The organism is Bacillus sp. AFS031507, assembly GCF_002584635.1.
Classification (GTDB): Bacteria; Bacillota; Bacilli; order Bacillales; family Cytobacillaceae; genus Neobacillus.
This window is the reverse complement of sequence record NZ_NUOW01000012.1, coordinates 70,006-96,287: the sequence shown is the minus strand read 5'-3', so window position 1 is coordinate 96,287 and position 26,282 is coordinate 70,006. Positions and strand designations below refer to the sequence as shown.

Genomic DNA, 26,282 nt, shown 5'->3' with positions numbered 1-26,282 from the left:
CACAAGATAGCCTGTATCTTCTATAAATTCTTACTAACTTTAATTATCTCCTCAAGATCGCTCCAATGTTTAATACGTGGTAAATCCAGATGCCGATTATAGGATTGATCCCTGAGAAAAATTTTAATTGATTCGTTTAATAATGTATTTAAAACCTCTGGTTTATCATCAAAATAATAATCGAGTTTTAACTTTTTAATGATTTCTACCTTTTCATGATCCTGCATTCCATAAAAAAACCTCTCCTCATGAACAGGAAAACCGTTTTCTATTAACCATTCTTTCGTTCTTTTCCCATGTTCTTTGGGTCTTGCCGTAATATAATAGATTTCATGCCCCTTCTTCTCTAGTTCTTGTAAAGTTTCAACAGCATCTGGAAAAGCAGGACATGACGTATAATAAATTTCTTCTAAAGAATTGCGCCACATTTCTTTCCCTTGTTCATCTGTTAATCCAAAGGGTCCATGTATCTCCACTCGTTTTAAGTTATGAAAAACTTCGATCGGAACATTTTGATTCAATCTTTGATTGTATATGTTAAAGGCATACTCGCGTAGATTTATTAATGTATCATCGATATCAAAACCAAATCTCATCACAAATTTTCCTCTTTTGAATAATTCGGATAGCCAATAAATTTATAGTCTTTTCCAATTTTAATGATCGATGTATCTACTAAATCGACCGCATCTGCCATTTTCTCAATTCCTGATCCCTCCAGGAAAGTAGGTGCATGCCTTCCACCAATTAATTTGGGTGCAAAATAAAGAATTACTTTATCAATACATTTATTTTCAAGAAAAGAAGCATTTATGGTGCCCCCACCTTCAATTAATACAGATGAGATAAGGTGCTCACCTAATATCTCCATGACTTCCTTAGGATCTACTTTTTCCACCCCATTGGTAGGAAAGACTTTCATCCCTAAGGACTTTAATGTTTTTTCCTTATCCTGATCATATTTCTGACACGTAAATATCCAAGTTTCAGCAAGGTTATCTGTTACAACTTTTGAATCTAAAGGGATCTTTAAAGTAGAATCCAAAATAACACGAATTGGATTTCTTCCATTCGGAATTCGCGCCGTCAGTTCCGGGTTATCTTTTATTACTGTATTAACCCCTACAAGAATGGCCATATTTTCATTCCTCAGATGATGGACATCATGTCTGGATTGTTCCGAAGTAATCCATTTACTGTTTGATGCATAAGTGGCTATTTTCCCATCTAAAGTAATCCCTGATTTTAAGGTGACAAATGGTTTTTTCTCCACAATGAATTTATTGAATACTTCATTCATCTTTTGGGATTCCTCTTGATGAACCCCGATTATTACTTCAATTCCTGCGTCTTTTAGAATTTTTACTCCATTCCCTGACACAACAGGATTTGGATCAAGTGTGGCAATAACGACTGTTTTAATACCGGCTTCTACTATTGCAACAGCACATGGGCCTGTCCTGCCATAGTGGGAACATGGTTCTAATGTAACATAAATGGTTCCGCCTTTTGCTGCTTCGCCAGCCATACGGAGAGCGTGAATCTCAGCATGAGGCTCGCCAGCTTTTAAATGGGCTCCGATTCCCACTACTCGGTTATCATTCACAATCACAGCCCCTACTAGTGGATTTGGGTCTGTTTGGCCTTTCATTGCACTAGCATTTTTTAGAGCTAACTCCATATAGAATTCATGGTTAGTCATTTGGACAAGTCCCCTTATCTCCTATATGACCTGACTTATTTACTTTTGTCTGCAGATATTTTTCGTTATACTCTGATACATCTCCCCACAAAGGCTTTCTGCCTGCTACCTCTAAACCAGCATTTTTTAATGCTTCCAATTTTTTTGGATTGTTAGTCATAAGTGTGACAGGTTTAGAGCGTAATGCTTTAAGGACTTGAATAGCATCCCCATAGTTTCTAGAATCATCGACAAAACCAAGGCCTTCATTCGCCTCAACTGTGTCATAGCCGTTTTCTTGAAGAACATAGGCCATTGCCTTACTGAATAAGCCAATTCCTCTTCCTTCGTGGTTAGCTAGATAAAATAATGCCCCTGTTCCATGTTCGGAGATCATTTTCATTGATTGTTTTAATTGAAATCCACAGTCACATCGCTTGCTTCCAAATATATCTCCCGTATGGCAGATGGAATGCATTCTAATAATGACATCATCTTCATATTCAAAGTCACCATAAACTAAAACGCTTGATTGTTGAAACTCTGCTAAATTTGCAGAAGATAACTTATCAATAATTCTTTCAAAATCCTCTGTTACTTCATCACAATTTAGCCAACAATACCATTTGAAGACAACTGTTTCTCCGTATAAATTAACGGGAAGCCCGATCGGTCCCACTAAATATATCGCACCTTTTTCTGTTTTTATTAATTGAATTTTGTCTTCTAAAACTGTAAGAACTTTAGAATTAAGAGCTTGTTTCATTTATTTATCCCCTTTTTAAGAATAGTTTTAACTACATTAACAAATACATTCATGAAATGATTTCCTCTCTCCTTTTACGAGTAAATAAAAAGAGGCTATCTTGATAGTACAAGATAGCCTTAAGAAATTACAAATATTTACGATGGACTCCTTTACCATCATAAGAAAATAACATTTTTCTATCTTCAATCATCGATTCGATATGAACAGGTCTGCCCCAAAGCTGTTGGATATATGGAAGAACTTTTTCTAGATATTTAACGTCGAGTTCTACCCCTTCATACCAGTGTTTTAGATATAGTTCCCCATTTTTTAAATAATCGCCATCATTGACAGTGATGTAAGGGAAACCTCCATTTACGCGCATATTTACAAGTTGATCACGAATCTGTTCCCATTGTTTATCAACAATTTTGTAGTCTCTTCCTTGTTTTTGGAAAAGATACATATCTTCTCGCATGACAAGGTCCTTATTTAAGTAATTGCGAAGAAAAGATATATCGGATTCTACTTCACGGACCTCAAACATTTTTTCCCGCCCTGATCCTGGAACCACGCCTCTTCGCTTCATCTCTTCCGTTGGATTGTTATAGCGTTCTTCAATATCCTCAAAAATCTTTATCCCCAGGTAATAAGGATTAATGCCCGTTTTTGATGGCTGTACAACTCCCGCATTCAATTTAGCAAACTCGATTGCCTCACCGCTCGTTAAATCCATTTCCCGTAAAATTCGTTGATGCCAATAGGAAGCCCAGCCTTCGTTCATAATTTTTGTTTCAAGCTGCGGCCAGAAGTAGAGCATTTCCTCCCGCATCATTGTTAAGATATCCCGCTGCCAATCCGCTAACTCTCTGCTATATGTTTCAATAAATAGCAACAGATCCTTTTCTGGCCTTGGAGGAAATTTCTTTTTCCGCGGTTGATTGGTCTCCTTTTTATCTTTTTCATCCAATCTCCACAGATCATCGTATGGAGTTGCTACTTGAAGCTCTAGGTCATCATCTTCCTCGTCGTCTCCAATGGACCAAGATAACTTAGGCCTCATAAGCGATGGGTCTATATGTTCATCAATAGCCAATACCGCATCTAAAAAGGTTTCCACCTCTTTTTTACCATATTGAACTTCATATTGATGAATTCTTTCTGCTGTGGCAGCCATACTTTCGACCATATCACGTTTTGTATTTTGAAAACGAACATTATTTTTAAAGAAGTCACAGTGTGCTAAAACATGGGCAACAATTAGTTTATTTTGAATAAGTGTATTGGAATCAAGCAAAAAAGCATAGCATGGGTTTGAATTGATAACTAATTCATAAATTTTACTCAGCCCTAAATCATAATGAAGTTTCATTTTGTGGAATTGCTTGCCGAAGCTCCAATGTGAAAATCGAGTTGGCATACCATAAGCCCCAAATGTATAAATAATTTCGGCAGGACAGATTTCATAACGCATTGGATAAAAATCTAAACCAAACCCGGTTGCTATTTCAGTGATTTCACTGATCGCATATTCGAGTGAATTACGACCTTCCACATTCATTTGGCCATTCCCCCTTTTCCTCTTACCACAATGTATGAAGTAAAAAGGGGAATGATGAAACAAGATAGAAAAAACAATAGGCAAGTATTGCTTTAATCAGGGATTTTTTTGGCTTCCTCAGCAAGTTTCAGGCCAACATATCGATTCCGTTTCCATTCCTTTTTAAAAATAGATAAGGGGGGATTTGTTTCGCCAACTAAATAACATATCTCAATTGTCATGGCAGGTCTGTGATAGGTTGTGATAAACCAATCCGTGAAACCGCCACCTACTGCGTCTTTTTCTGGCTTCGTTAATTTATAGCCAGTTATTTTCGATATCTGTTTAGCAACCAGTTTATCTCGTTTAAAATGCTTGCCATTTTTATAATTCCAAAAAATTTCTCTTCCCGCTGTATGATACGCGACTGCAATCGATGGGTTAATTTCGTTTATAAATTTCGTTAAGGAGAGTACTTCTTTCGATTCTAACGGTTTTTCTCCTTTATAAAATTTGTAGGAGGGTGATGCAGGATCTTGATTAAGACGATCCCACCCAGCTGGATATTGCCTATTTAAATCAATGCCCATTCCGTTTGCTTTCCATCGTTTAAAGTTATCTGATCCATCATTCATTTTCATCAAAAGTTTCTGATGTTTAGATGGAAAACTTTTAAGATTATTCTGTTGAATGGCCACTCCATCTGGATTTAACATTGGCACAAACCATAATGATACTTCATTAAGAATATGATTGGATTTAAATCCGAAAAGACCCTTCTCCTCATAGGACGCTGCATAAGACTCAAGCATTTTCATTAACATTAAGCTTGTCAGCCACTCTCGCCCATGATGCGAACCAATCAAAACGACATTTTTCTTCCCTTTTCCCAGCTTAATTGCCCAAATATCCCGACCAAAGTGTGTTGTTCCGATCGATTTGATTTTTACTTTTTCTTGATACTTTTCGTTAATTTTTGAAAGGTCATTTTCTAACATTTCATAAGAATATGGCTTATTGGTCTTAACAATTTTAGCGTTTGCAACATTTTCCAGTTGAAGGGATAAAAAGAGCATGACGCAAATAATAATTTTTCCCATATGACCTCCACCTTGTTCAAAATGAAAATAATTTATACAGGTAAATGTTGAAAACCGCGTAAACAATGGGTGTCCAACATTTACTGTGAAAGTTATCGTCAAAATATCATACAATAATCTCAACTCCTAATAAGGAGGAGATAAAACAAATGAATAAAATGGATTATGATCGCGCGTTATATTATACACATCGATCTGAGTGGGATAATTTGCTGATTTTAATGGTACGAACAAAAGACCAATTTTTATCGAAAAGAATTGAACAATTCCTGCATGCCTACAATTTCGAACGTGATTACAGTGTAATTGAAACCAAACTATATAGCCTTCTTCGCTACATTGACCATGCGAATGAAACCGTAGAGCCTGACCCTAATGAGATACCGATGTATAGTCTTTCCTAAAATGATAAGCGAATACAATTTCTGACTGAGAAACTTTTTACAACCGGACCAAAGAATTCCACCAAAAAAACACGGCTTCCTGAAATGGAAGCCGTGTTTTATTTTTTTCTTTTCATATTGATGTTCTAGATCGTATAAAGATTGGACTAAATTTCTTGAACCATTTTCATTTTATCGTCAACTAAAGCCATAAAATCATTTTCAATCGATTTTAGTTTTATCTTGCTTTCTTCTAAACTTTTACTATTGACTCCAAAATAGAATTTCACCTTCGGCTCTGTTCCTGATGGTCTTAAACAAACCCATGAACCATCCTCGAAAGTATATTTTAAAACATTCGATTTTGGTAAATCAATTTCTTCTTCTCCATTATTCTTTACACGGATGCTTGTTAAGTAATCTTCAGTCGTGAAGGTGGTCAAGTTTCCAAGACTCGTAATTGGCTCAGATCGGAAAGAAGCCAATAATTGTTGGATTGTCTCCGCCCCTTCCTTTCCTTTTAAGGTTAAGGAACGTAGGCCTTCTTGGTAATAACCATACTTTTCAAATACTTCCATCATTCCTTGATAAAGGGTTTTTCCTTGTTTCTTATAAAAAGCACACACTTCGGTTGCTAGTAGAGCCGCTTGGACTGCATCCTTATCCCTGGCAAAGTCACCAATTAAATAGCCATAGGATTCCTCATATCCAAATAGAAATTTCAAATTGCCAGTGGTCTCATATTCATTAATTTTTTCAGCGATAAATTTAAATCCGGTTAAGACATCAACTGTTTCTAAATCATAAGCTGTAGCAATTTTCCTGCCAATTTCTGATGTAACAATAGTTTTTAAAACAACTCCATTTTCCGGGAGTGTTCCTTTTTCCTTTTTCTGTGTGATAATGTAATCAAGTAACAAAGCACCTGTTTGGTTTCCTGTAAGAACAACATATTCTCCTTCAGGATTGCGCACCGCAATACCTAATCGATCGGCATCGGGATCTGTAGCAATGAGAAGATCCGCTCCTACTTCTTTTCCATCACGAATGGCCAATTCAAAGGCTGCATGCTCTTCAGGGTTAGGACTTTTTACAGTCGAGAATTCCGGATCTGGAAGTTCTTGTTCTTTAACGATTGTTACATTTTTATAGCCCAATGCAGATAAAGCAGCACGGACAGGCTTATTAGCAGTTCCATGTAAAGGGGTAAAGACGATTTTAATATCAGTTTCTTCAGCAAGGTTTGGATTCTCTGAAATAGTTCTTAATTTCTCAATATAAGCATTATCAATTTCAGCACCGATCGTTTTAATTAATCCGGCAGCTCTTAAGTTTTCTTCACTATCAACCTCAATTAGTAATTCATTCTCGATCTCATTTACCTTGGCAATAACCTTGTCTGCTCCATCTGGCGGAAGTTGGCCGCCATCTGAACCATATACCTTAAATCCGTTATATTCAGGCGGATTATGGCTTGCAGTGATGACAATTCCTGAAAAGGCATTTAAATATCTTAGCGCAAATGATAATTCAGGGGTAGGCCTTAATTCTTCAAATACATATGTTTGGATTCCTTTTGAGGCTAACGTTTTAGCGGCCTCCATTGCAAATTCTGGTGACTTATGACGGGAATCATAAGCAATCACAACACCGCGTTGTTTCGCTTCTATACCTTGGTTTTCTATGTATCCTGCTAAACCAGCTGAGGCTTTGCGTACAGTATAAAGATTCATTCGGTTCGTACCGACACCGATTTCGCCTCTCATACCACCAGTTCCAAATTCTAAGTTCTTATAAAAAACCTCTTCTAGCTGCCCTTCATTCTTCTCTATTTCTGTTAATTGATTTCTTAATTCAGTATCTAATCCTTCAAACTCTATCCAACTTTTTGCTTTCTTCTTCCAATCCATAGGTGTCCCCTCCAGTTTCTGTCTACTCTATATTATTTCTAATTCCATGTTTGTTACTCCTTTAAAAATCTACTGAAATTAGCCGACAATTTTCGCAGGAATATATAATTGTTATTTTCTTTCCTTTTACTATATTACCTTAAAAATACTCATTACTAATAGAAAAAAATAAAAGCCTGCAAGTGGCAGACTTTTTTTTTCATTATACTAGCAACTCATTATCAGCATTAGAATAAATACTTAGCATGTTTGCTCTGAAACATTTTGCCTCTTCAAAATGTTCATATTTAAATGGAAAAAATAATCCAAATTCCTGTAAGGTCTCAACATTCTTATTAAATAATAATGTATACTGAATATCAAGTTGAGAGGCCTCAAGAATAGAGATTAATGTTTGAATACTTGTCATTACCTGAAAGGCATCTTTTAATGTGTTAAAATCTTCAGATATATGCAAAACCTTTAACTGTTCAAATTGATTAATTTCCTCATCGGTATAGTAGAGAGGAAAAATATTGGAATAGATGTACCTCACCAGTTCATTAATTTCTTCTTCCTGACTTGGTGTGGAGGCAAAAACAATTTTCACTTTTAACCCACCTTTGCCATCGCTTATTTCTGTCTGATTGTATATCATAAGAATAACATAACAAAGCCTGTATTTACGGTGGTAATTATAACCTGAAGGAGAATTAAATGCTAAAAACAATGCGAATGGGTGAATGGTTTCAACTAACGGTTCCTTTGGAATGGAATGGAAGAACCATTGCTGATATTTTTCGAAACGTATGGGGAGCCCCCAAAAAATTAACTCATTCTTTTAGAATGGAAAATAAGGTTTTACTAAATGGAGACCAGGCTAACTGGAATATCCCTCTTAGTCATGGTTCGAAGCTGCAAGTTAAACTTTTTGAGGAAGAAGAATTACTAATCACACCAAACTATATAGATGTTAACATCCTTTATGAGGACGACCATGTATTGGTTCTTAACAAACCGCCTTTTATGAATACCCATCCGAATGACCCAAACGCCGATCTATATACTCTTGTTAATGCGGTGCAATATTATTTGCAATCAAATGGGGAAATAAGAAACATTCGGCAGGTTCATCGATTAGATCGCGATACATCAGGTGCCATCCTTTTTGCTAAACATGCTTTAGCTGGTGCTATTTTGGACAATATGCTCGAAAAACGGGAGATTAAAAGAACCTACATTGCTTTGGTTCATGGGATAGTTAAACAAAGAAGCGGAACAATTAAGGATCCAATCGGCCGTGACCGCCATCATGCAACAAAAAGAAGAGTTTCTCCAACAGGTCAAGAGGCACTTACCCATTACATGGTCTTAAAGGTAGACAAAGCCAAACAACGATCCTATGTAAAATGTTGGCTCGATACTGGGAGAACCCATCAAATCAGAGTTCACTTAAGTCATCTCGGACATCCTTTAGTTGGAGATACTTTGTATGGCGGGAAAGCAATTATTAAAAGACAAGCACTCCATGCAGCAAAGCTTGAGTTGATTCACCCATTTACTCAGGATAAAATTGTATGTCATGCTCCATTTTTAGATCAACCTGCTATTTTTAACGAGATTGACATATATTCAATTTAGGTTATTGAACCACAAACCATTGAAAAAGCCTCCTGGTTTAGGAGGCTTTTTCAATGGTTATTTATCTGTTCTTCTAAAGGCTCGCAAAATGAAGCTTACCAGCAGGACCAATACAGCAGCGCCAATGATTGCAGGAACTATTGCAAAATCAGCCACATGCGGGCCCCAGTTACCTAAAATCGCTGTCCCAAGCCACGCCCCAACAAATCCAGCTATGATGTTACCAATGATGCCGCCCGGTATATCTCTTCCAACGATAAGGCCTGCTAACCATCCAATAATCCCACCAATAATTAATGCCCAAATGAAACTCATTTAGAACACTCCTTTTTAGTATTCAATTATTTGTCTCAGGCAGTATTGGAAAAGTAACTTAATTTTCATGCTACCTGTACCTATAAAGTACCCTATTTTCATTTTTATACTCAGAAAAGAAAAAATCTTACAACCTTCCTTTAATACATAAATCAATGAATTTAGGCAAAAGTAAAAAGGTCTCCATCTTAAAAATGAACTATTCGAAAAATTCCAATGTTAAGTTTTTGTAAAGTTACATAGAATTTGTTTCTTTTTTCGACATTTTTCAGATAAAATATTTAAGTTAGTCTACAAGACGTTTTAAATTAAAATGGGGGTAATTACATGGCATTTAAAAAAACTGATAAATTTATGGCATTACTTAGTAATATTTCTGCGAACCTTAAAGAAAGTGCAAATTTCTTCACTGACTATAAATTAAAAAATGTGAGTGATTTGAAAATTTTCTCAGAGAAAATGAAAGAACTGGAAACAAAAGGAGATACATTCGTTCACGAGGTAATCAAAGAATTGAATGATGCTTTCATCACTCCAATTGAACGTGAAGACATTCTCCATCTTGCGATGAGCATGGATGATGTTCTGGATGGCCTTGAAGGATGTGCTGCATTATTTGAAATGTATTCCATTACTAATGCAGATGACTATATGAAGAAATTTGTGGATGCTATACAAGCCAGTGTTCATGAAATTGACAAAGCGGTTGAACTGCTTTCAAATAAAAAGTTACAACAAATAAGAGAACATGCGATTAAAATAAAAGATTATGAATCCAACTGTGATAATATCTTACGCCAGTCGATTAAAAATTTATTTACGGTTGAAAAAGATCCAATCCGTATTATTCAATATAAAGAAATCTACGAAAATCTTGAAGATATCGCAGACTATTGCCAAACCGTTGCTAATACACTTGAAACCATTATCATGAAAAATGCTTAAGGAGCAAATATATGAGTGTTGTATTAATTCTAACGATTTTAATTGTAATAGGTGCCCTGGCATTTGACTTTATTAATGGATTCCATGATACTGCAAATGCAATCGCAACTTCTGTATCAACAAAAGCCCTAAAGCCACGCCAAGCAATTTTGCTGGCAGCCGTAATGAATTTTGTTGGTGCTTTGACATTCACAGGCGTAGCCAAAACCATATCTAAGGATATTGTTGATCCATTCTCACTAACTGGTGGTCATACCGGATCAATTGTTATTTTTGCGGCGCTGCTATCGGCTATTATTTGGAACTTACTCACATGGTATTACGGTATTCCAAGCAGCTCTTCCCATGCAATTATTGGTTCTATTGCTGGTGCGGCAATTGCTGCCAAAGGATTTGACGTAATAAAAGCAGAAGGTTTTAAAAAAATCCTCGAGGCATTAGTCCTATCACCGATCTTAGCTTTCACAGTTGGGTATATTGTTTACAGTATTTTTAAAGTCGTGTTTAAGAACTTCAATTTAACAAAGACAAACCGAAACTTTCGTTTTATCCAGATTGCTACTGCAGCATTACAATCCTATTCACACGGAACAAATGATGCACAAAAATCCATGGGTATTATCACCATGGCTCTGTTAGCTAATGGTTATCTACATACTGATGAGGTTCCTTTTTGGGTACAGCTCTCTTGTGCGATTGCAATGGGACTTGGTACCTCCATTGGTGGATGGAAGATCATTAAAACAGTGGGTGGGAAAATTATGAAGATCCGTCCGATTAATGGTGTCGCTGCAGATTTAACGGGTGCCGCCATCATTTTCGGGGCCACCTATATCCATTTACCCGTTAGTACAACCCATGTCATCTCTTCAGGGATACTAGGGGTAGGCTCTGCACATAGACTTAAAGGTGTAAAATGGGATACAGCTCAACGGATGTTAATTACCTGGGTCATTACATTACCAATAACTTCCTTATTAGCAGGTATCATTTATTTTATTTTGAATATCTTCTTTTAAAAAAACAACCAGGAATTTTTTCTCCTGGTTGTTTTTTTAATCATTTATTATAGTCATTTTTTTGGTGATATCACTTCTAAATGCCTCGAACTTTCATATTTTTATGTTAGAGGACAAGTTTTGAGGTGAGATTGTGAAGGAAAAAATTGCAGCTATGCTGCTTGGGAGTTTGCTATTGAGTCTTGGGGTAAATGGATTTTTAGTTCCCTATCACTTGCTAGACGGAGGGGTAATCGGCTTAGGGCTACTCATTCATTATTTTTACGGATGGCCGACTGGTCTAAGTATTATCCTTTTAAGTCTGCCTTTATATGTCTTAGCCTGGTTTTTTGAGCGACGCTACTTCTACTTTAGCCTCCACGGACTTATCATTTCTTCGTTTTGTATTGATTTTCTTTCATTTATGAACGGTAAAATACAATTAGGTATATTACCCAGTACAATAATTGGTGGATTACTTGTCGGCATTGGCATCGGTCTTATGCTTCGTTATGAAACAAGTACGGGTGGGACTGATTTACTGGCTCAGATTCTAACCAAATTCACTTCAATAAATGTAGGTATCATTATTTTCTTAATCGATGGTCTAGTCATAACGAGCGGCATTCAAATAGTCGGTTTAGAAAAATTTTTTTATTCCCTTCTTACGATCATATGCGTCGGCTTTATGACGACCTTAACTGTTAGTGGTAATAATAATGAGCATTTTCCTTACTATTGAGAGATAAGAGATTTAAAAGAAACGCTGGCTCTTTGCCAGCGTTTTAATTTGTATTCTAACCATCCTTAAGTTCCGTCGTTCGAAAGGCCTCTTTAATGATTTCATAGGATTTTTTCAACCGTTCATAAAAGGCTGGCTCCTCCCACTTTTTCCAACTGTAGAAAAATGAATCAGTTTGATGCAGCTGATTATTAGTTATTTTAGGAAATGTCTGCTGGACCTTTCCATTCTCAGTTGTCACAATAGCAACCCTAATTCCGCTTGTTTCAACGTTGCTTGATAAGCCACTTTCCCACACATTTCCCATTACTTCTCTTAAACTAGGGTCCTTCACATTTAATAGCTGCCATGGAATCCTTCCTTCGAAAACCTTCTTATCCTTACTAATACTTACATCGGTTAACGAGTCGAATTCTTTATTTTGGGGATTCGCATTCCCAAACTTCAGTTTTCCAGTTTCGTATCCCTCAAAAGGAATGATTGTCTTTGTTGTCGGTATCGTTAATTCCTTATTAATGGCAAGTCTAATGGGATGAAACACTCCATTATTCTTCTTTCTTACATATGATTGCTCGTCAATCAACTTCAACAGATGAGCATACTGATAATAGTATGTATCATAATAACTATCAACCAATATTCTTGAATTATTAGTTCCTGTAAGTTTTATTAAAAAATCAATTCCATAGTCTGTTTTTATAAAACTCTTACCTGCTAATGGTATATTAGTTTGCCCTTGCTTATTGTTGGTATCAAGTAATAGGAAAGTTCCTTGGTTACCAAAATCAACGGGACGATTATATTTTAGAAGAAAATATAAATACCCATTATCCGAAGAAAACCGAACTTCCTTTAAAGTGTCTTTCTTATTTTTGGTAAGATAACTTTTCCTAACTCCAGCTAAGTCCCAATCCTTTGAGACACCGTCAACAATGATTTCTTGTTCCTTTTTTCCTGGTTCAAAACCTTTTAAACCAAAATGCTGTTCATTTGTTTGCATGTTATTCCAGTATGGCCTTCGGTCTGGGTTATCAAAATCCATAGTGTTCCAAGTCCGTTTAAACCATTCATCCTGCCAGGCGAAGACAAGCCCACCCATATATCCTTCTGATACAATCGATTGATATAGATACTTATTAATATTCCCTTGTTCCTCTTCCGAATGAAACCCTTGGTTCATCCCATAAGCGTTCTTATGGGTTAAGCCTCTAGAAGCCGGCACACCAAATTCAGCAACAAGTACTGGCATTTGATGGGCAGCACGCAGTTCATTCAGATAGCCGGCATAATTGTTTTTCTTCCCAGTCTTATCAACATAGTTAAGGTACGACTCTTCAAAGTTTAGAAAGTCAGGATAGTATGGGTATATATGGTAGGATGCAAATAAACCTGAAGAAAACAACTTGGATGCTTTAATATGATTGGGATTAACCGATACCATGTCCTCATTCTCAAGCGGTTCAGCAGGATGCTTTAACATATCTGTAGTTAACCAGTTAGTAAAACTCATCGAATGCTGCCACATGTATTTATCGGCTTCATACTCAGCAGCATAGTCCATTAAACCAGCCAGCCAGACTTCAAAGGGATTTGCCCTTTCCGTTTTAAAGTAATCCCCTTTAAATTGACCGATAGCTGAATGCTTTTCATTTGTGTTCATAACCATCGCAGGATCCCATTCTGTGCCGACAATTATTCCGAGGACATATTTTGAAATGTCATATTTATAAACACCAGAAGCATGACCAGACCGCTCAGGAAGCTTAGCCTTTCCATGGATAATATCAATCATATTTTTAATTTCCAGCTTCGCATCCTCTAGATTAACTTTGGCAAAGGCGTCTTGGGTTTGAATGAGATTTTCCTCATTAACCCAGGTACCATGAAATAGAAAGAGCGGCTTTTTAGCAATTTGGTTATATTCATAAAAGGCTTCATAAAATTGTGGCGGGTGAAGCGTATAAATTCTGATGGCATTGGCATTCATTGCGCCAATTTCTTTAAACCATCGGAAGTATTCTTCCTTGGTAATTGCCGTCTCCCCAGGAAAATATCCTGGCTTTCCAATCCCCATGTTCACGCCCTTGATTAACAGATTCTCCCATTTCCCATTCTTTTGAACCTGTATATAGGAATCTCCTGTTTGGCTATTTGACTTTATTCCATCACGGTCTGTCACTTCTACTTTTTCTTGATTCGCTATGTGGTGCAAGCCATTTTCTAAGATGTCCTTCATCATTGGAACGTATGTTTCCCAATAAAAAGACTCGTTTGCTCCAACATTCCTTTTCCATGTATCCAAGCCCTTTGTTTGGTAAATTTCAGGAACTTCGGATTCGTCTGCATAATCTCCTGAGAAATAATAGGAGGAATACTTAGCATTTTCGTGATAAATAACTGCAGGAAAATGGGGTGGGATCCCATATTCTTTTAGCGTTTCCTTTGCTTGCTTTGATATTGGCAGCTGATAAGCTGCTAATATTTCATCCTTATCTTTAGCATCTATAATGTCGAACCAATAGGTATACTTCCCATGAATATCGCGTGTAAAATGTTTCTTTCCTTTATCTGTTAATTGAAAAAGAAGCCCCTCATCATGAACATCCTTTTTCCCTATTACAACTACATAATTATTTTTACTGACAAAAACGAATCCCTCACCAATAAAGGACCATTTCTTATTTTGTTTCTCATAATTCTCCTTTACCCATTCAGGTACTTCCGTACTTTTAAGGTCCGAAAAAAATCGTCCAATCCAGCCAGACCATTCTACATTTAGTAAATTAGAAATCTCAGCTTTGGCGGTTTCTGATGTAGGGCTCGCAAATGTATTAAATTCAGCTATTAATGTTTTTCTCTTTGACTGGATAAGTCCTTTTTCAATTAGATTGACTTCACTTGATTTAAGTCCTCCGTATAGTTTTTCGGATCTTTTTCCCGACAGATTCTGTCCGAAAAACTCTTCTTTATAAACCCCGTATTGGTCTGTTAAATAGACAACATCATATTTTTTTAAGTCCTTAGGCAGGGGGGCAATCGTATATTTCTGTCCTTCTTTTGGTTCAAACCCCTTATAGTCATCGATCACCGAATATGGTCTTTGTCCATTTTTATAATATTTAGCATTGTTTAATATCCAAACAAGCCCCTTATGTTCTCTGTAGGAAGGATTTGGCACAGTCTTGTCGATAATTAGTACGTTTAATTTTTTTACAGGCTGAATTTGCCATAGCCAAAAGGGGCAAGTCAATATAATAAAAAAAAGTATTGTATAAATGATTAAATAGACTGATTTTTTCATTCGGAAACACCTTTTCTCTTCATTTCTCCCCAACTTCTATCCCCAATTATCATTTGCCATATTCCCTCGCATCGCCAGAGTACAGTCATAGGCCTGTACCATATAGTTTCAGTTAAAGAGTATAAAAATAGCTTGATGATATCTGTTACTTTTGGATACCTTGTTAAGCTCCATTCTTCTAAAAGAACAGCGGTCATTGAAAAAATAGACCCATATAAACAGGAAAGAAGAAACAACAAAATAGAAAATTCAACATAGATCCCGCCCAAAATTAAACAAAGGATTATAAAAAGATATCCTAATAATTCAATAACAGGACCCAAAAATTCAACAATCCAGAAGTATGGAAAAGATATAAGACCAATCGATCCGTATTTTGGATTAAATGTTATCTTTCTATGAGTCCATAAACTTTCAAACAGTCCTCTATGCCAGCGTCTCCTCTGCCTGCGTAAAAATGTAATGTCTTCAGGAACCTCAGTCCAACAAACTGGGTCAGGAACATAAACAATCTTTTTCTTTGTTTTCTTTTCTTTTAAGAGTCTATGAATCCTCACGACTAATTCCATATCTTCCCCAACCGTATCTGTTTTATAACCACCTGCAGCAATCACCCAGTGCTTGGAAAAAACACCAAACGCCCCAGAAATGATTAATAAAAGATTGTGACGACTTAAGCCAATTCTCCCCATCAAAAAAGCTCGTAAATATTCGATGATTTGCATTACGACCAATGGTTTATTGGATAACCCGATTTTTTGAATATGTCCGTTAATGATTTGGCAGCCATTCGCGATTCGAACACTCCCACCTGAAGCAACAACTTCTTCATTTGAATCTATTATAGGCTTCATCACTTTTAAAAAGGCATCTGGCTCAAGAACTGAGTCGCCATCTAAAGAGCAAAAATAAGGGTAATGGGAAAAGTTAAGACCGACATTAAGCGCATCCGCTTTTCCCCCGTTTTCCTTGTCAATAAGAAACAAATTTGATAAAATGTCTGACTGATAAATTTTGCCAATTGGTTTTGTTTCCACCTGTTTTCTAACCACTTTTTTTATTTCCTTCATACCATAGTGTTCAATCACTTTTTCAAGTGTATGGTCAGTTGACCCATCATTTACCACAACCACTTCAAATGTAGGATAATTAACACTTAATAATGAGCGTACACTCTGAACAATACCTGCTTCTTCATTATAAGCAGGTACGATAATTGAAACTGGTTTGGTATAAAATTCATTTGAGTAATCTTCATAAGCTTGAACTCTGTCTAGTTGGTATTCCTTCCGAAGCTGAAAAAAGGAAATAACCAAAATAACGGAGTAAAAAGAAATGACAACTACCATATAAACTGCTATAAACCAAGCAAAAACAGTTACAACATCTCCCCATTGCAAAATTATCATTATTTATACCCCTTTATGAAGCCATTCCCAGGCCATGTCCTTGGCAAATGCATCCTTTGATGTTTCAAATACTTCCCGCAAAATCTCGTGCCCATTTGGAAATTGACAGATTGATTGGCCGGCCTGCGATCGAACCCACCATGTTTGATCATGTAAAAGTTCAATCAATCTCGATATACCTTTTACTTCTTTTAATGAACCCACAAGTTTAGCGGCTACCATTCTTTCTTCCCACTTGGTGGAATATAGAAGTTCTAAATAGGGATCTGGATTTTTTACATAACCAATTTCCGATAATGCCTTTAAGGCTCTCAGCTTGATTTCCCCTTTATAGTTGCAAAAAATATTTTCAAGAAAAGATAAATAATTAATCTCCTTTTTCATCGAAATTACATCAAGAATTGCTTTTTGTAATGGTGGGCTGCTTTTATGAAAATGTAGAATAAACTGTTCAAATTGTTGTTGCTCGAGACGTATTAAGATATGACGATACTCGAATTCGGATAAAGAATTGTAGTGGATTGTCAGCATTTCAAATAAATTTTCATATTGGAATAAAGCTAGGATTCTCAAGGTATGAATAAGTTCTTCATGGGAAATTCGTTTTTTCTGGGATAGCTTATGTATATCATCGATAAGTAGGCTTAGTTTGAAATCCTCAATATGATAGAGGGTATTCATCCGTTGACTCCACTTTTTGCTTTTAAGCTGCTTATGATAATACTCTGCTAAATACATGGATGCTAATTCTGATAAACGTTTCTTTTCATCCTCACCCTCTAAAACTTTACTATACATGCTTAGAAGTTTTTCGGTGGCTTTCCGTTCAAGAACTGATTTAGGATTCATTCCCCTAGAATATCCTCCCTCCATAAGCATCGTAAAAAGGATGGATTGATAATTTTCTATATATTGTTCAATCTCCTTTCTGTTTTTAATATCTATTGCTTTTCTTATCGTTAAGTATATTAGTAAAACCATTAATATCCCTAAAATGGTTATAGTTAGAATTGTTAGGAAAAATAACTCATTTCTCAGCATTTTATTTCATCCCTTTGATTAACCGTTCTATCCTAGATTGAAGTTCTTTAATACTAAAAGGTTTGGTCATATAATCATCTGCTCCAAGCTTTAATGCACGTTCAATGTCCGTTTCACTTTTTCTCCCTGTCAACATAAGGACATGAATAATTCTTCTATTTTCTATTTTTTTTACTTTCTGGAGGATTTCGATTCCATCCATGACAGGCATGACACCATCTAGTATTAAAAAATGATCTCCTTTTTCCGCTAAGCGCTTGGATTCAAAAAATTGAAGACCATTTTCAAATGCCTCAAGGTTCAGTTCGTAATGATTAAAATCCATTACCTTAAGTATTCTCATTAGTATTGTTCGAATAATCGCATCGTCATCAATAACCGAAATGAACAAGGTTTTTTTCGTAATTTCATTAATTAAGCCCATAAACGCTCTACTCCCTGATTGAAAATCATTCACTTATGATGAACAGACCTTCGGTATTTGATTCATTGCTTTTACTATTCCCTTTTTCCCTAACAGTTTGAGGTATCTAAAGTTTTTTATTAATAAAACCATGTGTCACGCGTAAAATACAGAAAGTGTCGAAAAATAATAATTTTTGTCGAATTCCCCCGATTTTGAAAGTAGAAAAAAGGGATCCATCAAGTTGGATCCCGAGATTGCTGCTTATATAAGATTTTTTACTTTATTTGTGCAGTTGTCCATTGCTGCCAATATCGATCCTCTAAATTGCTTTTCCTCAAGGGTAACAACTGCTTCAATCGTTGCACCGCCTGGGGTACATACATTATCCTTAAGTTCACCAGGATGTTTTCCAGTCTCAAGAACCATTTTTGCTGCACCCAGTACGGCTTGAGCAGCTAGTCGATAAGCCTGATCCCTAGGTATTCCCTGCCTTACTCCTCCATCTGCCATAGCTTCTATTAGCATATAAACATATGCTGGTGAGGATCCACTGATTGCAGGTACGGCATCCATTAGTTTTTCATCTAGACGTTCGGTTTTACTAAAGGTGTGGAACACACTCTCTATCTCATTTATCTCGTTTTCGGGGAGATATTCATTTGCACAAATTGCACTCATTCCTTCTCCGACCACAGAAGGAGTATTGGGCATTGTTCGAACAACCTTTACTTGGAATCCAAACGACTGTTCAATATCTATTAATGTAATTCCGGCTGCAATCGTTACAATGATTACAGACTGCTTTATATCATTTTTTATTTCTTTTATGACAGTGTCATAGAGATCAGGTTTAACTGCAAGTATGAGTACGTCTGCAAACCTAGCAACGTCCCTATTATTTAATGAAGTAATAATACCGTATGCTCGTTCAATTATTTCAATCGTTTTTTCTGTATTCGCACTAGCCATGATGTTTTCTTTTGGAATCATTTGTGAATTTACAATTCCCCCCATCATAGCCTGAGCCATTTTTCCAGCTCCAATAAAACCTATTTTTTTCTTCATGTTAACTCCCCACCTATTTATACATTTCATTCTCCAGTACGATTATATTTTCTGCGTACGTAGTTCTCCCTATTTCTTTTGTATTTTCAACCAACCTATATATATTATCACAACATTGTTTTGCACCAATAACTAATAACGGCACACCGATAAAATCAATTTTTAAACCTCTAGAGAAAAATCCCCCCATAGACATTGCAAAAGGCACCGTTGGTGAAGTATTGGAGAAGACAATTTTCTCATCAAATTTAAATTTCTCTTGCAGTAATAAACACATTTCTTTTAATGCAGGAACCACATATTTGTTCCTTTTCCGTCCGATAGTGTATACAGAATGTCCATCTTCATCGATCCCATGGAAAATAATTTTCCCAAAATCGGCTTTTGTTAATTTATTAAAATATTTCACATTTAATATTTCTTCTTTCGTAAGTTTCCGTTCAGATTGTGGTAATCGTTTTAAATGATAAGCCGCCGCTATAGAAGTTGTATGAGTCCCGCCAAAATCATTATAGATATAAATCATGGTATCATCCTTTATTTTTTACTATGTATATTATGTACAATAATGCAACTGCCAATTCTTGTTACAGACCAAAGCAAAAAAAGAAGTTTATCACAAAAGGATAAACTTCTTTTACTTATTTATTTAAATCTTTAGGTGAAAATGCTCCTGGAAGTAAGTCTTTTACTTTGAGTTTTAAAATATCACCCTTTAAGTTTGTTAGCACTACTTCCATTTCTGCATCACAAAGTTCTGAAATCACCTGACGGCAAGCCCCACAAGGTGAAACTGGCCCATCAGTATCCGCCACAACAACGAGCGAATCAAATTGTTTTACACCCTCAGAGTACGCCTTAAACAAAGCCGTTCGTTCAGCACAGTTCGTCATGCTATATGCTGCATTTTCAATATTACAACCATGATAAACTTGACCATCTTTTGATAATAGGGCTGCACCAACTTTGAATTTTGAATATGGTGCATAAGCAAACTCTCTCGCTTTTTTCGCTTCTACGATTAAGTCGTTTTTTTCCATCATGTTCACACTCCGCCAAGGAAATTTAATGCTGAACTATTTTTGTAATCCATTCAAGCAGGACGCCGCCAAAGTACACCCCGAAAACACCAACGACAGCCGAAAATACCGGAGGTGCAGGTAACGGAAGCTTTAAAAATTTAAACAACATACCAACTATTAATCCGGCAATTAATGCCATTATTACGTCTCTCATCCAATAAACCTCACAATAGTTTTTTAGTAATTGCTTAAAGATTGCTCACCTTTACTGATTGAAACACCAGAACTTGCACCAATGCGAGTTGCTCCAGCTTCTACCATTGCAATTGCGTCTTCACGACTGCGAACCCCACCAGAAGCCTTTACGCCAATTTCAGGTCCGACTGTTTGGCGCATTAAGCGAATATCCTCGACTGTTGCACCGCCTGTTGAAAAACCAGTAGAAGTTTTTACATAGTCTGCCCCAGCTTTTACAGAAATTTCACATGCTCTTATTTTTTCTTCTTTTGTTAACAAGCAAGTTTCGATGATTACCTTTACCAATGCTTTTCCCTTTGCAGCACCCACAACTGCAGCGATATCTCTTTCAACCAAATCATCTTGCTTATCTTTAAGCGCAGCGACGTTAATCACCATATCTATCTCATTTGCACCGTTATCAATGGCATTTTTTGTTTCAAATGCTTTTGTTTCTGATGTAGTTGCCCCAAGAGGGAAACCAATGACTGTACATACTTTCACTTCTGGGGTATCTGCAAGCATTTTAGCTGCAAAATTTACCCAATTAGGATTTACACACACCGATGCAAATAAATATTTTTTCGCTTCTTCAACTAATTTTCCAATTTCTTCTTTTGTTGCATCTGCTTTTAATAATGTATGATCAATCATCCTAACAACATTTTGAGTCATAACCAATCTTCCTCCCTGTTTCCTGTAAATTTATATAAAGATTTTAATGGCATTTATCACAATGTAACTATATCAAACACATTGAACATTTGTAAATACATTTATGAACAAATGTAAAAATTAATTTTTTTAATTCTTATCAAGCAAGAATTGTGCTGTATATTGATCCGTTACGAGCACATTGGCGTACCCGCCTTTTAATGCTCCGTAAATTCCCTCAATTTTATTCGGACCTCCGGCTACAAGAATGGAATGGTCCTTTTTCTTTAATTCATTAAGATTTACTCCCAGTGTCCTTTCATTTAGGCTCTCGTTGCATACTTCTCCAGATTCATCAAAAAAACGCGAGCAAATATCACCGACTGCCTTTCCATAAAGAGACTTCAAGTCACTTTCTGTAAAATAACCTAACTGAAATAATAAAGAGTTGGTTTTAATTGGACCAATCGTAAAGAGAGCAATATTGGCCTGACTTCCTAGCTCGAGGATTTTTCGAATATGACGATCAGCCTCCATTGCCTGTTTTACAACGACATGATCGACAATTGCAGGAAGCGGTAGGTTATGGGGAGTTGTATGAAAGGCCTTGCCAAAAAGATATAAAATCTCCGATGCATAGGTATTTGTTTCAGCGTGGCTAACACCGCCCTTTAATTGAACAACCTTTACCCCTTTTACAAATTTCTGCTTGAGTTCAACCGCAACATGGTATAAAGTTGTTCCCCAAGTCACCCCAATTATGTCGTCATCCTTGACAATTTCATCAAGATAAACGGCAGCTTTTTCACCTAGATAATTCTTTATGATGTGATCTTCATATTGTGGAATCGAAGCGACAACCGCCTTTTTAAGATTGAACTTTTGTTCAAGCTTCATCGCAAGATTCTCAACATCTTCTGTAGGATCCAAAATATTGATTTGGACAATACCATCACTTTTCGCCTGCTGTAATAGACGGGATACAGTAGGGCGGGAAACTCCGAGCTTCTTGGCAATTTCGTTTTGATTATAATCCAATAGATAATATAACTTTGCTGCTTCAATGACTTTCGCTAATTTTTCACGATCCACTGCTATCACCCTATGTTTTAATATTTTCTTAATTGTAACAAAAAAAACAAATGATTTCATTTATATTTTACATTTGTAAACACCATCTTGAATTTAATTTCAAAATATTTAAAAGTGGGCTTTATTAGGAGGGTGAATTTTCATCATCTAATATGGGGAACATTTATTAAGATATTTATCTGAGTTGTTGACAATACAAAAAGACATGAAAAAGTCATCCGCTAATCATCAGTTCTTCTATATACTGAAATAAGGAAAATGATTCCTTTTGAGGAGGCGATACATTGCAGAAATTAGGAGGATATATATACCGTAAACGTAAATGGGTACTCGTATTTTGGATTTTTGTGATCCTGTTATTAGGATTTTTTGCATTAAAATTACCTTCAGTTCTTAGTGGAAATGGTTTTGAGTATAAAGGCGAATACAATCATACACGTAAACTCCTCGAACAAGACTTTGGACATCCTAAATCCTCCATTATCCTTGTGTTTGAAAAAGATAAAACGGTTAGTGACGAGAATTTCAGGAAGTTCATTCAGGATATATTTGAAAAAATAACGGCTATTCATGACAGTGAACAAATGATTCTTCCTTTCGATCAGGACGGGATGGTAAAGGATAATTATGCCTATGGACTTCTTACTTTTAAAAAGAAGGCGGAGAATCTTGGAAAAGAAATTAACCAATTAAAAGATGTACTTGAAAATAAAAAGGGCTTAAAGGTCACCATGACTGGTGAACCAATTATTGTTCAAGACCTAAATACTGCGAGTCAGGAAGATTTAGCAAAAGCGGAAATGATCGGTTTGCCGATTGCCTTAATCGTTCTTATCCTAGCGTTCGGAGGTCTTGTTGCTGCCTCGCTCCCGATTGTAATCGGTGTTGTTTCGATATTATGTACAATGGGAACCGTTTACTTTTTTAGTTATGGTGCTGATTTAACCATTTTTATATTAAATATTGTTCCAATGATCGGGTTGGCACTGAGTATTGATTTTGCTTTATTGTTTATCAATCGATATAAAGAAGAACTAAAAACCAACTCCATTCAGTCTGCACTTGAAATAACAGTTTCAACCGCGGGACGATCCATCATCTTTTCCGGCCTTTGTGTTTTTATTGGCTTATCGGCTCTTTGGTTTATCAAAATTGATATCTTTCAAAATGTTGCGCTAGGCGGGATGACCGTAGTGTTAATTTCTGCCGTTTGTGCATTAACCTTTCTTCCTGCATTGCTTGCCATATTGGGAACCAAGATCAACAAATTAAGTATACTGCCCTTGGCAGACGAGCAAACAAGTATATGGTACCGATTTGCTAAGATTGTGATGAGGCGCCCAATTCTTATGACAGTTGCAGCCCTTGTTATTCTTTTGGCAGGATTGATACCTCTTAAACAAATGGTTTTAGCAATTCCTGGTACTGAATCTCTGCCGCCAAATTACCCTTCACGAACCGCTTTGGAAGTATTTAAGGAACATTTCGTGGCAAAAGAAGAACGCGATGAGAAAAAAGTGACGATGGTCCTAGAAACAAAAGGCAGCATTCTTGAAAAAAACAATCTTGAAAAAGTAAGTGAAGTGATAAAAAAACTTGATAACGAGAGGCTCGTAAATTCTATAAACTCACCATTTTCAGCCACAGGATTACAGGATGTGGACCAACTTTATCAAGTCCTCACCATTGGAAAAGATGCCAAGATGGCTCCTATTTATGATTACTATATTAGAGATAATAAAATGCTTATCGAGGTGTATTTAAAAACAGGCGAGCATTCTTCTAAAGCAAGACAATGGGTAACTGATTGGTCTAATAAAGATTTAGGCTTAAAAGCTTCGTTTGGCGGACCCATAAAATTTGAGCAAGAAATTTTTTCGGAAATATTCCAAAAAGCTCCCTACGGATTCTTATTGATTGTCATTTCTACGTTTGTAATATTAATGGCAGCTTTCCGCTCGATTCTAATTCCATTGAAAGCCATCCTAATGAATGTGTTAAGCCTGGGCTGCACCTTCGGAATTGTTGTCTGGATTTTCCAGAAAGGTCATTTAGGAATCACACCAGTTGAGATTGCCTTAATTTTACCTGTGTTTGTTTTTACACTTGTGTTTGGTCTTTCAATGGATTACGAAGTATTTCTCATCTCGAGAATACAGGAATTCTATTTAAAAACAGGAGATAATAGTGAGGCTACAATTTCTGGTTTGACTTATACCAGTAAAATTATTACCTCAGCCGCTGCCATTATGATTGTCGTTACTGGTGCCTTTGCTTTTACTGGGGTTATGCCTGTTAAGCAATTAGGGGTGGGAATTGCCACTGCAATTTTCATTGATGCGACGATTGTAAGGATGGTCTTGGTGCCAGCCTTAATGAAGCTGCTTGGCGATTGGAACTGGTGGTTTTTTGGCAAAAAAAATAAAAGACTACATAGATCAAGTAAAAAGCCAGCGTAATTTGGCTGGCTTTTACGTTAATTAGCTTTTCATAGTTTATATGTTCTTAGAATAAAGTTCATTTGGAACTTTGCTTAAAACCACATATAAGCTTACCGGTTCTTTTCCATTATTATTAAAAGACATTTCTTCTTCGCTATTGACATGAATCAAGTCTGCCTTCTGTCTCTCGGTTAAGGCAAGATTAATAGCAATCTCCGTTTTCCCGCTTCCAAAATGACCGGATAGAATGGTTATCTTTATATTTGGGCTCAACTATAACGTCACTCCCTTTTTCTGAAAGTGTAAGCGTTTCTAATAAAACACTTTAGGAAAAGGCCCAAAAATAATTCTCTTTATATTATATGATAAATATAGCTCAAACCGCTTTGATCAAAGTCACATTTCACTGGAGTGTCAAAAAGAATCATAATTCTATTAGAAATATGAATACTAAGAATACCTTTTAAAGCCAGATTCTGAAGGAGGTATTCTATTTGCATAAAAAAACTTTTCTTATCCTTTTTCTTTTATGTCTTTCGCAAACTTCCTTTTTGTCGATTGCAGAAAGTACACCAAATCAACAAGGCGTAGTTAATTTACGTATCCTGGAAACAACCGATTTGCATGCGTCTTTAATCAATTATGATTATTATCAAACAAAAGCAGACAACCGAATTGGACTTGTAAAGACAGCAACACTTATCCGCACTGCAAGGAATGAAGTCCAAAATTCTTTATTGTTTGATGATGGAGACCACCTTAAAGGAAATCCCCTTGGAGAGTATTTGGCTAGAATTCGGGGAATTCATAAGGGAAAAATACATCCAGTTTATCGTGCCTTTAATTTTTTGGACTATGATGCAATTGCCATTGGTAATCACGAATTTAATTATGGACTAGATTTCTTAAATGCCGCCATAAAGGGTGCCAAGATGCCAGTCATCAATGCAAATGTTTTCTCTGTTAAAAAGAATAAACCCTATTTTACCCCCTATGTTATTTTAAAAAGGAATGTGGTTGACCAAACAGGAAGAAAACATGAACTAAAGATTGGGGTCATCTCATTTATGCCAACACAAATCATGAAATGGGATAAGGCGAATCTTGAAGGGAAGATTACTGCAAAACCGATTGTTGATACAGCGAAAGAATATATACCGATCATGAAGTCTAAAGGAGCGGATATCATTGTCGCCCTTGCCCATACAGGAATCAGCTACGAGCCATATAATGCTGAATCAGAAAATGCTGTCTATTATTTAACAAAAATCCCTGGAATTGATGCCGTGTTAGCTGGACATTCACATAGCGTCTTCCCAGGACCTGTTTTTAAAAATTCTCCTCATACCAACATAAAAATGGGACAAATAAATGGAAAGCCTGTTGTAATGGCAGGGGCCTTTGGAAGCCGACTTGGGATTATTGATCTCAGACTCCAAAAAAGCAATGGTACGTGGAAGGTAGTAAAAGGGACATCTATAACAAGACCCATTGCTGATGAGTCAGGAAACCCTCTTGTAAGGAAGGATAAAGGACTATATAAGTTAGTTAAACCTGAGCATCAGGAAACGGTTGATTTTATTAAAAAATTGGGGCTTTAATAAGCAAAAGATTTTCTTTACATCCAAAGTA

At 36.3% G+C, this 26,282-nt stretch carries 26 protein-coding genes; 7 read left to right on the top strand and 19 right to left on the bottom strand.

The genetic code is table 11. From position 1 onward, the window contains the following. Positions 1–20: 20 nt before the first annotated feature. From COE25_RS11770 to COE25_RS11750, 5 genes are all read right to left on the bottom strand, one after another. Complete coding sequence (locus COE25_RS11770) at positions 21–596, bottom strand: 5' nucleotidase, NT5C type (RefSeq protein WP_098932793.1); 576 nt, start codon at positions 594–596, stop codon at positions 21–23. Beyond that, positions 596–1,702, bottom strand: a complete 1,107-nt coding sequence (ribD, locus tag COE25_RS11765) for a bifunctional diaminohydroxyphosphoribosylaminopyrimidine deaminase/5-amino-6-(5-phosphoribosylamino)uracil reductase RibD (RefSeq protein ID WP_098932792.1) — start codon at positions 1,700–1,702, stop codon at positions 596–598. Before ribD ends, COE25_RS11770 begins: the two co-directional genes overlap by 1 nt. Then, positions 1,695–2,447, bottom strand: coding sequence for a GTP cyclohydrolase II (locus tag COE25_RS11760; RefSeq protein ID WP_098932791.1), 753 nt, complete (start codon positions 2,445–2,447; stop codon positions 1,695–1,697). Before COE25_RS11760 ends, ribD begins: the two co-directional genes overlap by 8 nt. 127 nt (positions 2,448–2,574) lie before the next feature. Further along, positions 2,575–3,990, bottom strand: a complete 1,416-nt coding sequence (locus tag COE25_RS11755) for a SpoVR family protein (protein WP_088085937.1) — start codon at positions 3,988–3,990, stop codon at positions 2,575–2,577. A 92-nt stretch (positions 3,991–4,082) separates the two neighbouring features. Next, positions 4,083–5,069, bottom strand: a complete 987-nt coding sequence (locus COE25_RS11750) for a M14 family zinc carboxypeptidase (protein WP_257208784.1) — start codon at positions 5,067–5,069, stop codon at positions 4,083–4,085. Between the two features lie 149 nt (positions 5,070–5,218). Between COE25_RS11750 and COE25_RS11745 the strand changes: the two genes are divergently transcribed. Next, entirely contained in the window at positions 5,219–5,473 is a 255-nt protein-coding gene (locus tag COE25_RS11745; protein ID WP_098932790.1) for a YhdB family protein, read from the top strand. 146 nt (positions 5,474–5,619) lie between these two features. Here COE25_RS11745 and COE25_RS11740 read toward each other — a convergent pair whose 3' ends face one another. Continuing rightward, positions 5,620–7,362 carry a phospho-sugar mutase gene (locus COE25_RS11740; protein WP_098932789.1) on the bottom strand — a complete coding sequence of 581 codons (1,743 nt, stop codon included), beginning with the start codon at positions 7,360–7,362 and terminating at the stop codon, positions 5,620–5,622. 202 nt (positions 7,363–7,564) lie between these two features. Then, positions 7,565–7,951 carry a YhcU family protein gene (locus COE25_RS11735; protein WP_098932788.1) on the bottom strand — a complete coding sequence of 129 codons (387 nt, stop codon included), beginning with the start codon at positions 7,949–7,951 and terminating at the stop codon, positions 7,565–7,567. A gap of 107 nt (positions 7,952–8,058) precedes the next feature. Between COE25_RS11735 and COE25_RS11730 the strand changes: the two genes are divergently transcribed. Then, positions 8,059–8,982, top strand: coding sequence for an RluA family pseudouridine synthase (locus COE25_RS11730; protein ID WP_098932787.1), 924 nt, complete (start codon positions 8,059–8,061; stop codon positions 8,980–8,982). A gap of 57 nt (positions 8,983–9,039) precedes the next feature. Here the strand turns inward: COE25_RS11730 and COE25_RS11725 are convergent, their stop codons facing one another. After that, a complete protein-coding gene (locus COE25_RS11725; RefSeq protein ID WP_088085932.1) occupies positions 9,040–9,297 on the bottom strand; it encodes a GlsB/YeaQ/YmgE family stress response membrane protein in 258 nt (85 codons plus the stop codon). Between the two features lie 327 nt (positions 9,298–9,624). On the opposite strand from COE25_RS11725, the gene COE25_RS11720 reads away from it, so the two are divergent. From COE25_RS11720 to COE25_RS11710, 3 genes are all read left to right on the top strand, one after another. Next, positions 9,625–10,242: a DUF47 domain-containing protein gene (locus tag COE25_RS11720; RefSeq protein ID WP_088085931.1), complete on the top strand. Its 618-nt coding sequence runs from the start codon at positions 9,625–9,627 to the stop codon at positions 10,240–10,242. An 11-nt stretch (positions 10,243–10,253) separates the two neighbouring features. Next, the gene (locus tag COE25_RS11715) at positions 10,254–11,261 is read left to right on the top strand and encodes an inorganic phosphate transporter (protein WP_088085930.1); all 1,008 of its coding nucleotides are present in this window, start codon (positions 10,254–10,256) and stop codon (positions 11,259–11,261) included. 133 nt (positions 11,262–11,394) lie between these two features. After that, positions 11,395–11,982: a YitT family protein gene (locus tag COE25_RS11710; RefSeq protein WP_088085929.1), complete on the top strand. Its 588-nt coding sequence runs from the start codon at positions 11,395–11,397 to the stop codon at positions 11,980–11,982. Between the two features lie 55 nt (positions 11,983–12,037). Here the strand turns inward: COE25_RS11710 and COE25_RS11705 are convergent, their stop codons facing one another. From COE25_RS11705 to COE25_RS11660, 10 genes are all read right to left on the bottom strand, one after another. Beyond that, the gene (locus COE25_RS11705) at positions 12,038–15,283 is read right to left on the bottom strand and encodes a hypothetical protein (protein WP_098932786.1); all 3,246 of its coding nucleotides are present in this window, start codon (positions 15,281–15,283) and stop codon (positions 12,038–12,040) included. Further along, positions 15,280–16,692, bottom strand: coding sequence for a glycosyltransferase family 2 protein (locus COE25_RS11700; protein ID WP_098932785.1), 1,413 nt, complete (start codon positions 16,690–16,692; stop codon positions 15,280–15,282). The genes COE25_RS11705 and COE25_RS11700 overlap by 4 nt, the downstream gene beginning before the upstream one ends. Before the next feature lie 3 nt (positions 16,693–16,695). Beyond that, entirely contained in the window at positions 16,696–17,733 is a 1,038-nt protein-coding gene (locus tag COE25_RS11695; RefSeq protein WP_098932784.1) for a HEAT repeat domain-containing protein, read from the bottom strand. Position 17,734: 1 nt separating this feature from the next. Then, positions 17,735–18,157, bottom strand: coding sequence for a response regulator (locus COE25_RS11690; RefSeq protein WP_098932783.1), 423 nt, complete (start codon positions 18,155–18,157; stop codon positions 17,735–17,737). 243 nt (positions 18,158–18,400) lie between these two features. Beyond that, complete coding sequence (gene proC / locus COE25_RS11685) at positions 18,401–19,204, bottom strand: pyrroline-5-carboxylate reductase (RefSeq protein ID WP_098932782.1); 804 nt, start codon at positions 19,202–19,204, stop codon at positions 18,401–18,403. Positions 19,205–19,217: 13 nt separating this feature from the next. Then, positions 19,218–19,730, bottom strand: coding sequence for a DUF3189 family protein (locus COE25_RS11680; RefSeq protein ID WP_098932781.1), 513 nt, complete (start codon positions 19,728–19,730; stop codon positions 19,218–19,220). Between the two features lie 115 nt (positions 19,731–19,845). Continuing rightward, positions 19,846–20,244, bottom strand: coding sequence for a cytidine deaminase (locus COE25_RS11675; RefSeq protein ID WP_098932891.1), 399 nt, complete (start codon positions 20,242–20,244; stop codon positions 19,846–19,848). 25 nt (positions 20,245–20,269) lie between these two features. Beyond that, entirely contained in the window at positions 20,270–20,440 is a 171-nt protein-coding gene (locus COE25_RS11670) for a DUF1427 family protein (RefSeq protein WP_088085922.1), read from the bottom strand. 23 nt (positions 20,441–20,463) lie between these two features. Further along, complete coding sequence (gene deoC / locus COE25_RS11665; RefSeq protein WP_098932780.1) at positions 20,464–21,138, bottom strand: deoxyribose-phosphate aldolase; 675 nt, start codon at positions 21,136–21,138, stop codon at positions 20,464–20,466. Positions 21,139–21,267: 129 nt separating this feature from the next. After that, positions 21,268–22,209 (bottom strand): DNA-binding transcriptional repressor DeoR, encoded by a 942-nt coding sequence (locus tag COE25_RS11660; RefSeq protein WP_098932779.1) that lies wholly within the window; start codon positions 22,207–22,209, stop codon positions 21,268–21,270. Positions 22,210–22,493: 284 nt separating this feature from the next. Between COE25_RS11660 and COE25_RS11655 the strand changes: the two genes are divergently transcribed. Next, the gene (locus tag COE25_RS11655) at positions 22,494–24,668 is read left to right on the top strand and encodes an MMPL family transporter (protein WP_098932778.1); all 2,175 of its coding nucleotides are present in this window, start codon (positions 22,494–22,496) and stop codon (positions 24,666–24,668) included. Between the two features lie 36 nt (positions 24,669–24,704). Here the strand turns inward: COE25_RS11655 and COE25_RS11650 are convergent, their stop codons facing one another. Next, positions 24,705–24,923: a hypothetical protein gene (locus COE25_RS11650; RefSeq protein ID WP_098932777.1), complete on the bottom strand. Its 219-nt coding sequence runs from the start codon at positions 24,921–24,923 to the stop codon at positions 24,705–24,707. 221 nt (positions 24,924–25,144) lie between these two features. Between COE25_RS11650 and COE25_RS11645 the strand changes: the two genes are divergently transcribed. After that, positions 25,145–26,251 carry a metallophosphoesterase gene (locus tag COE25_RS11645; RefSeq protein WP_180247493.1) on the top strand — a complete coding sequence of 369 codons (1,107 nt, stop codon included), beginning with the start codon at positions 25,145–25,147 and terminating at the stop codon, positions 26,249–26,251. Positions 26,252–26,282: the final 31 nt, after the last annotated feature.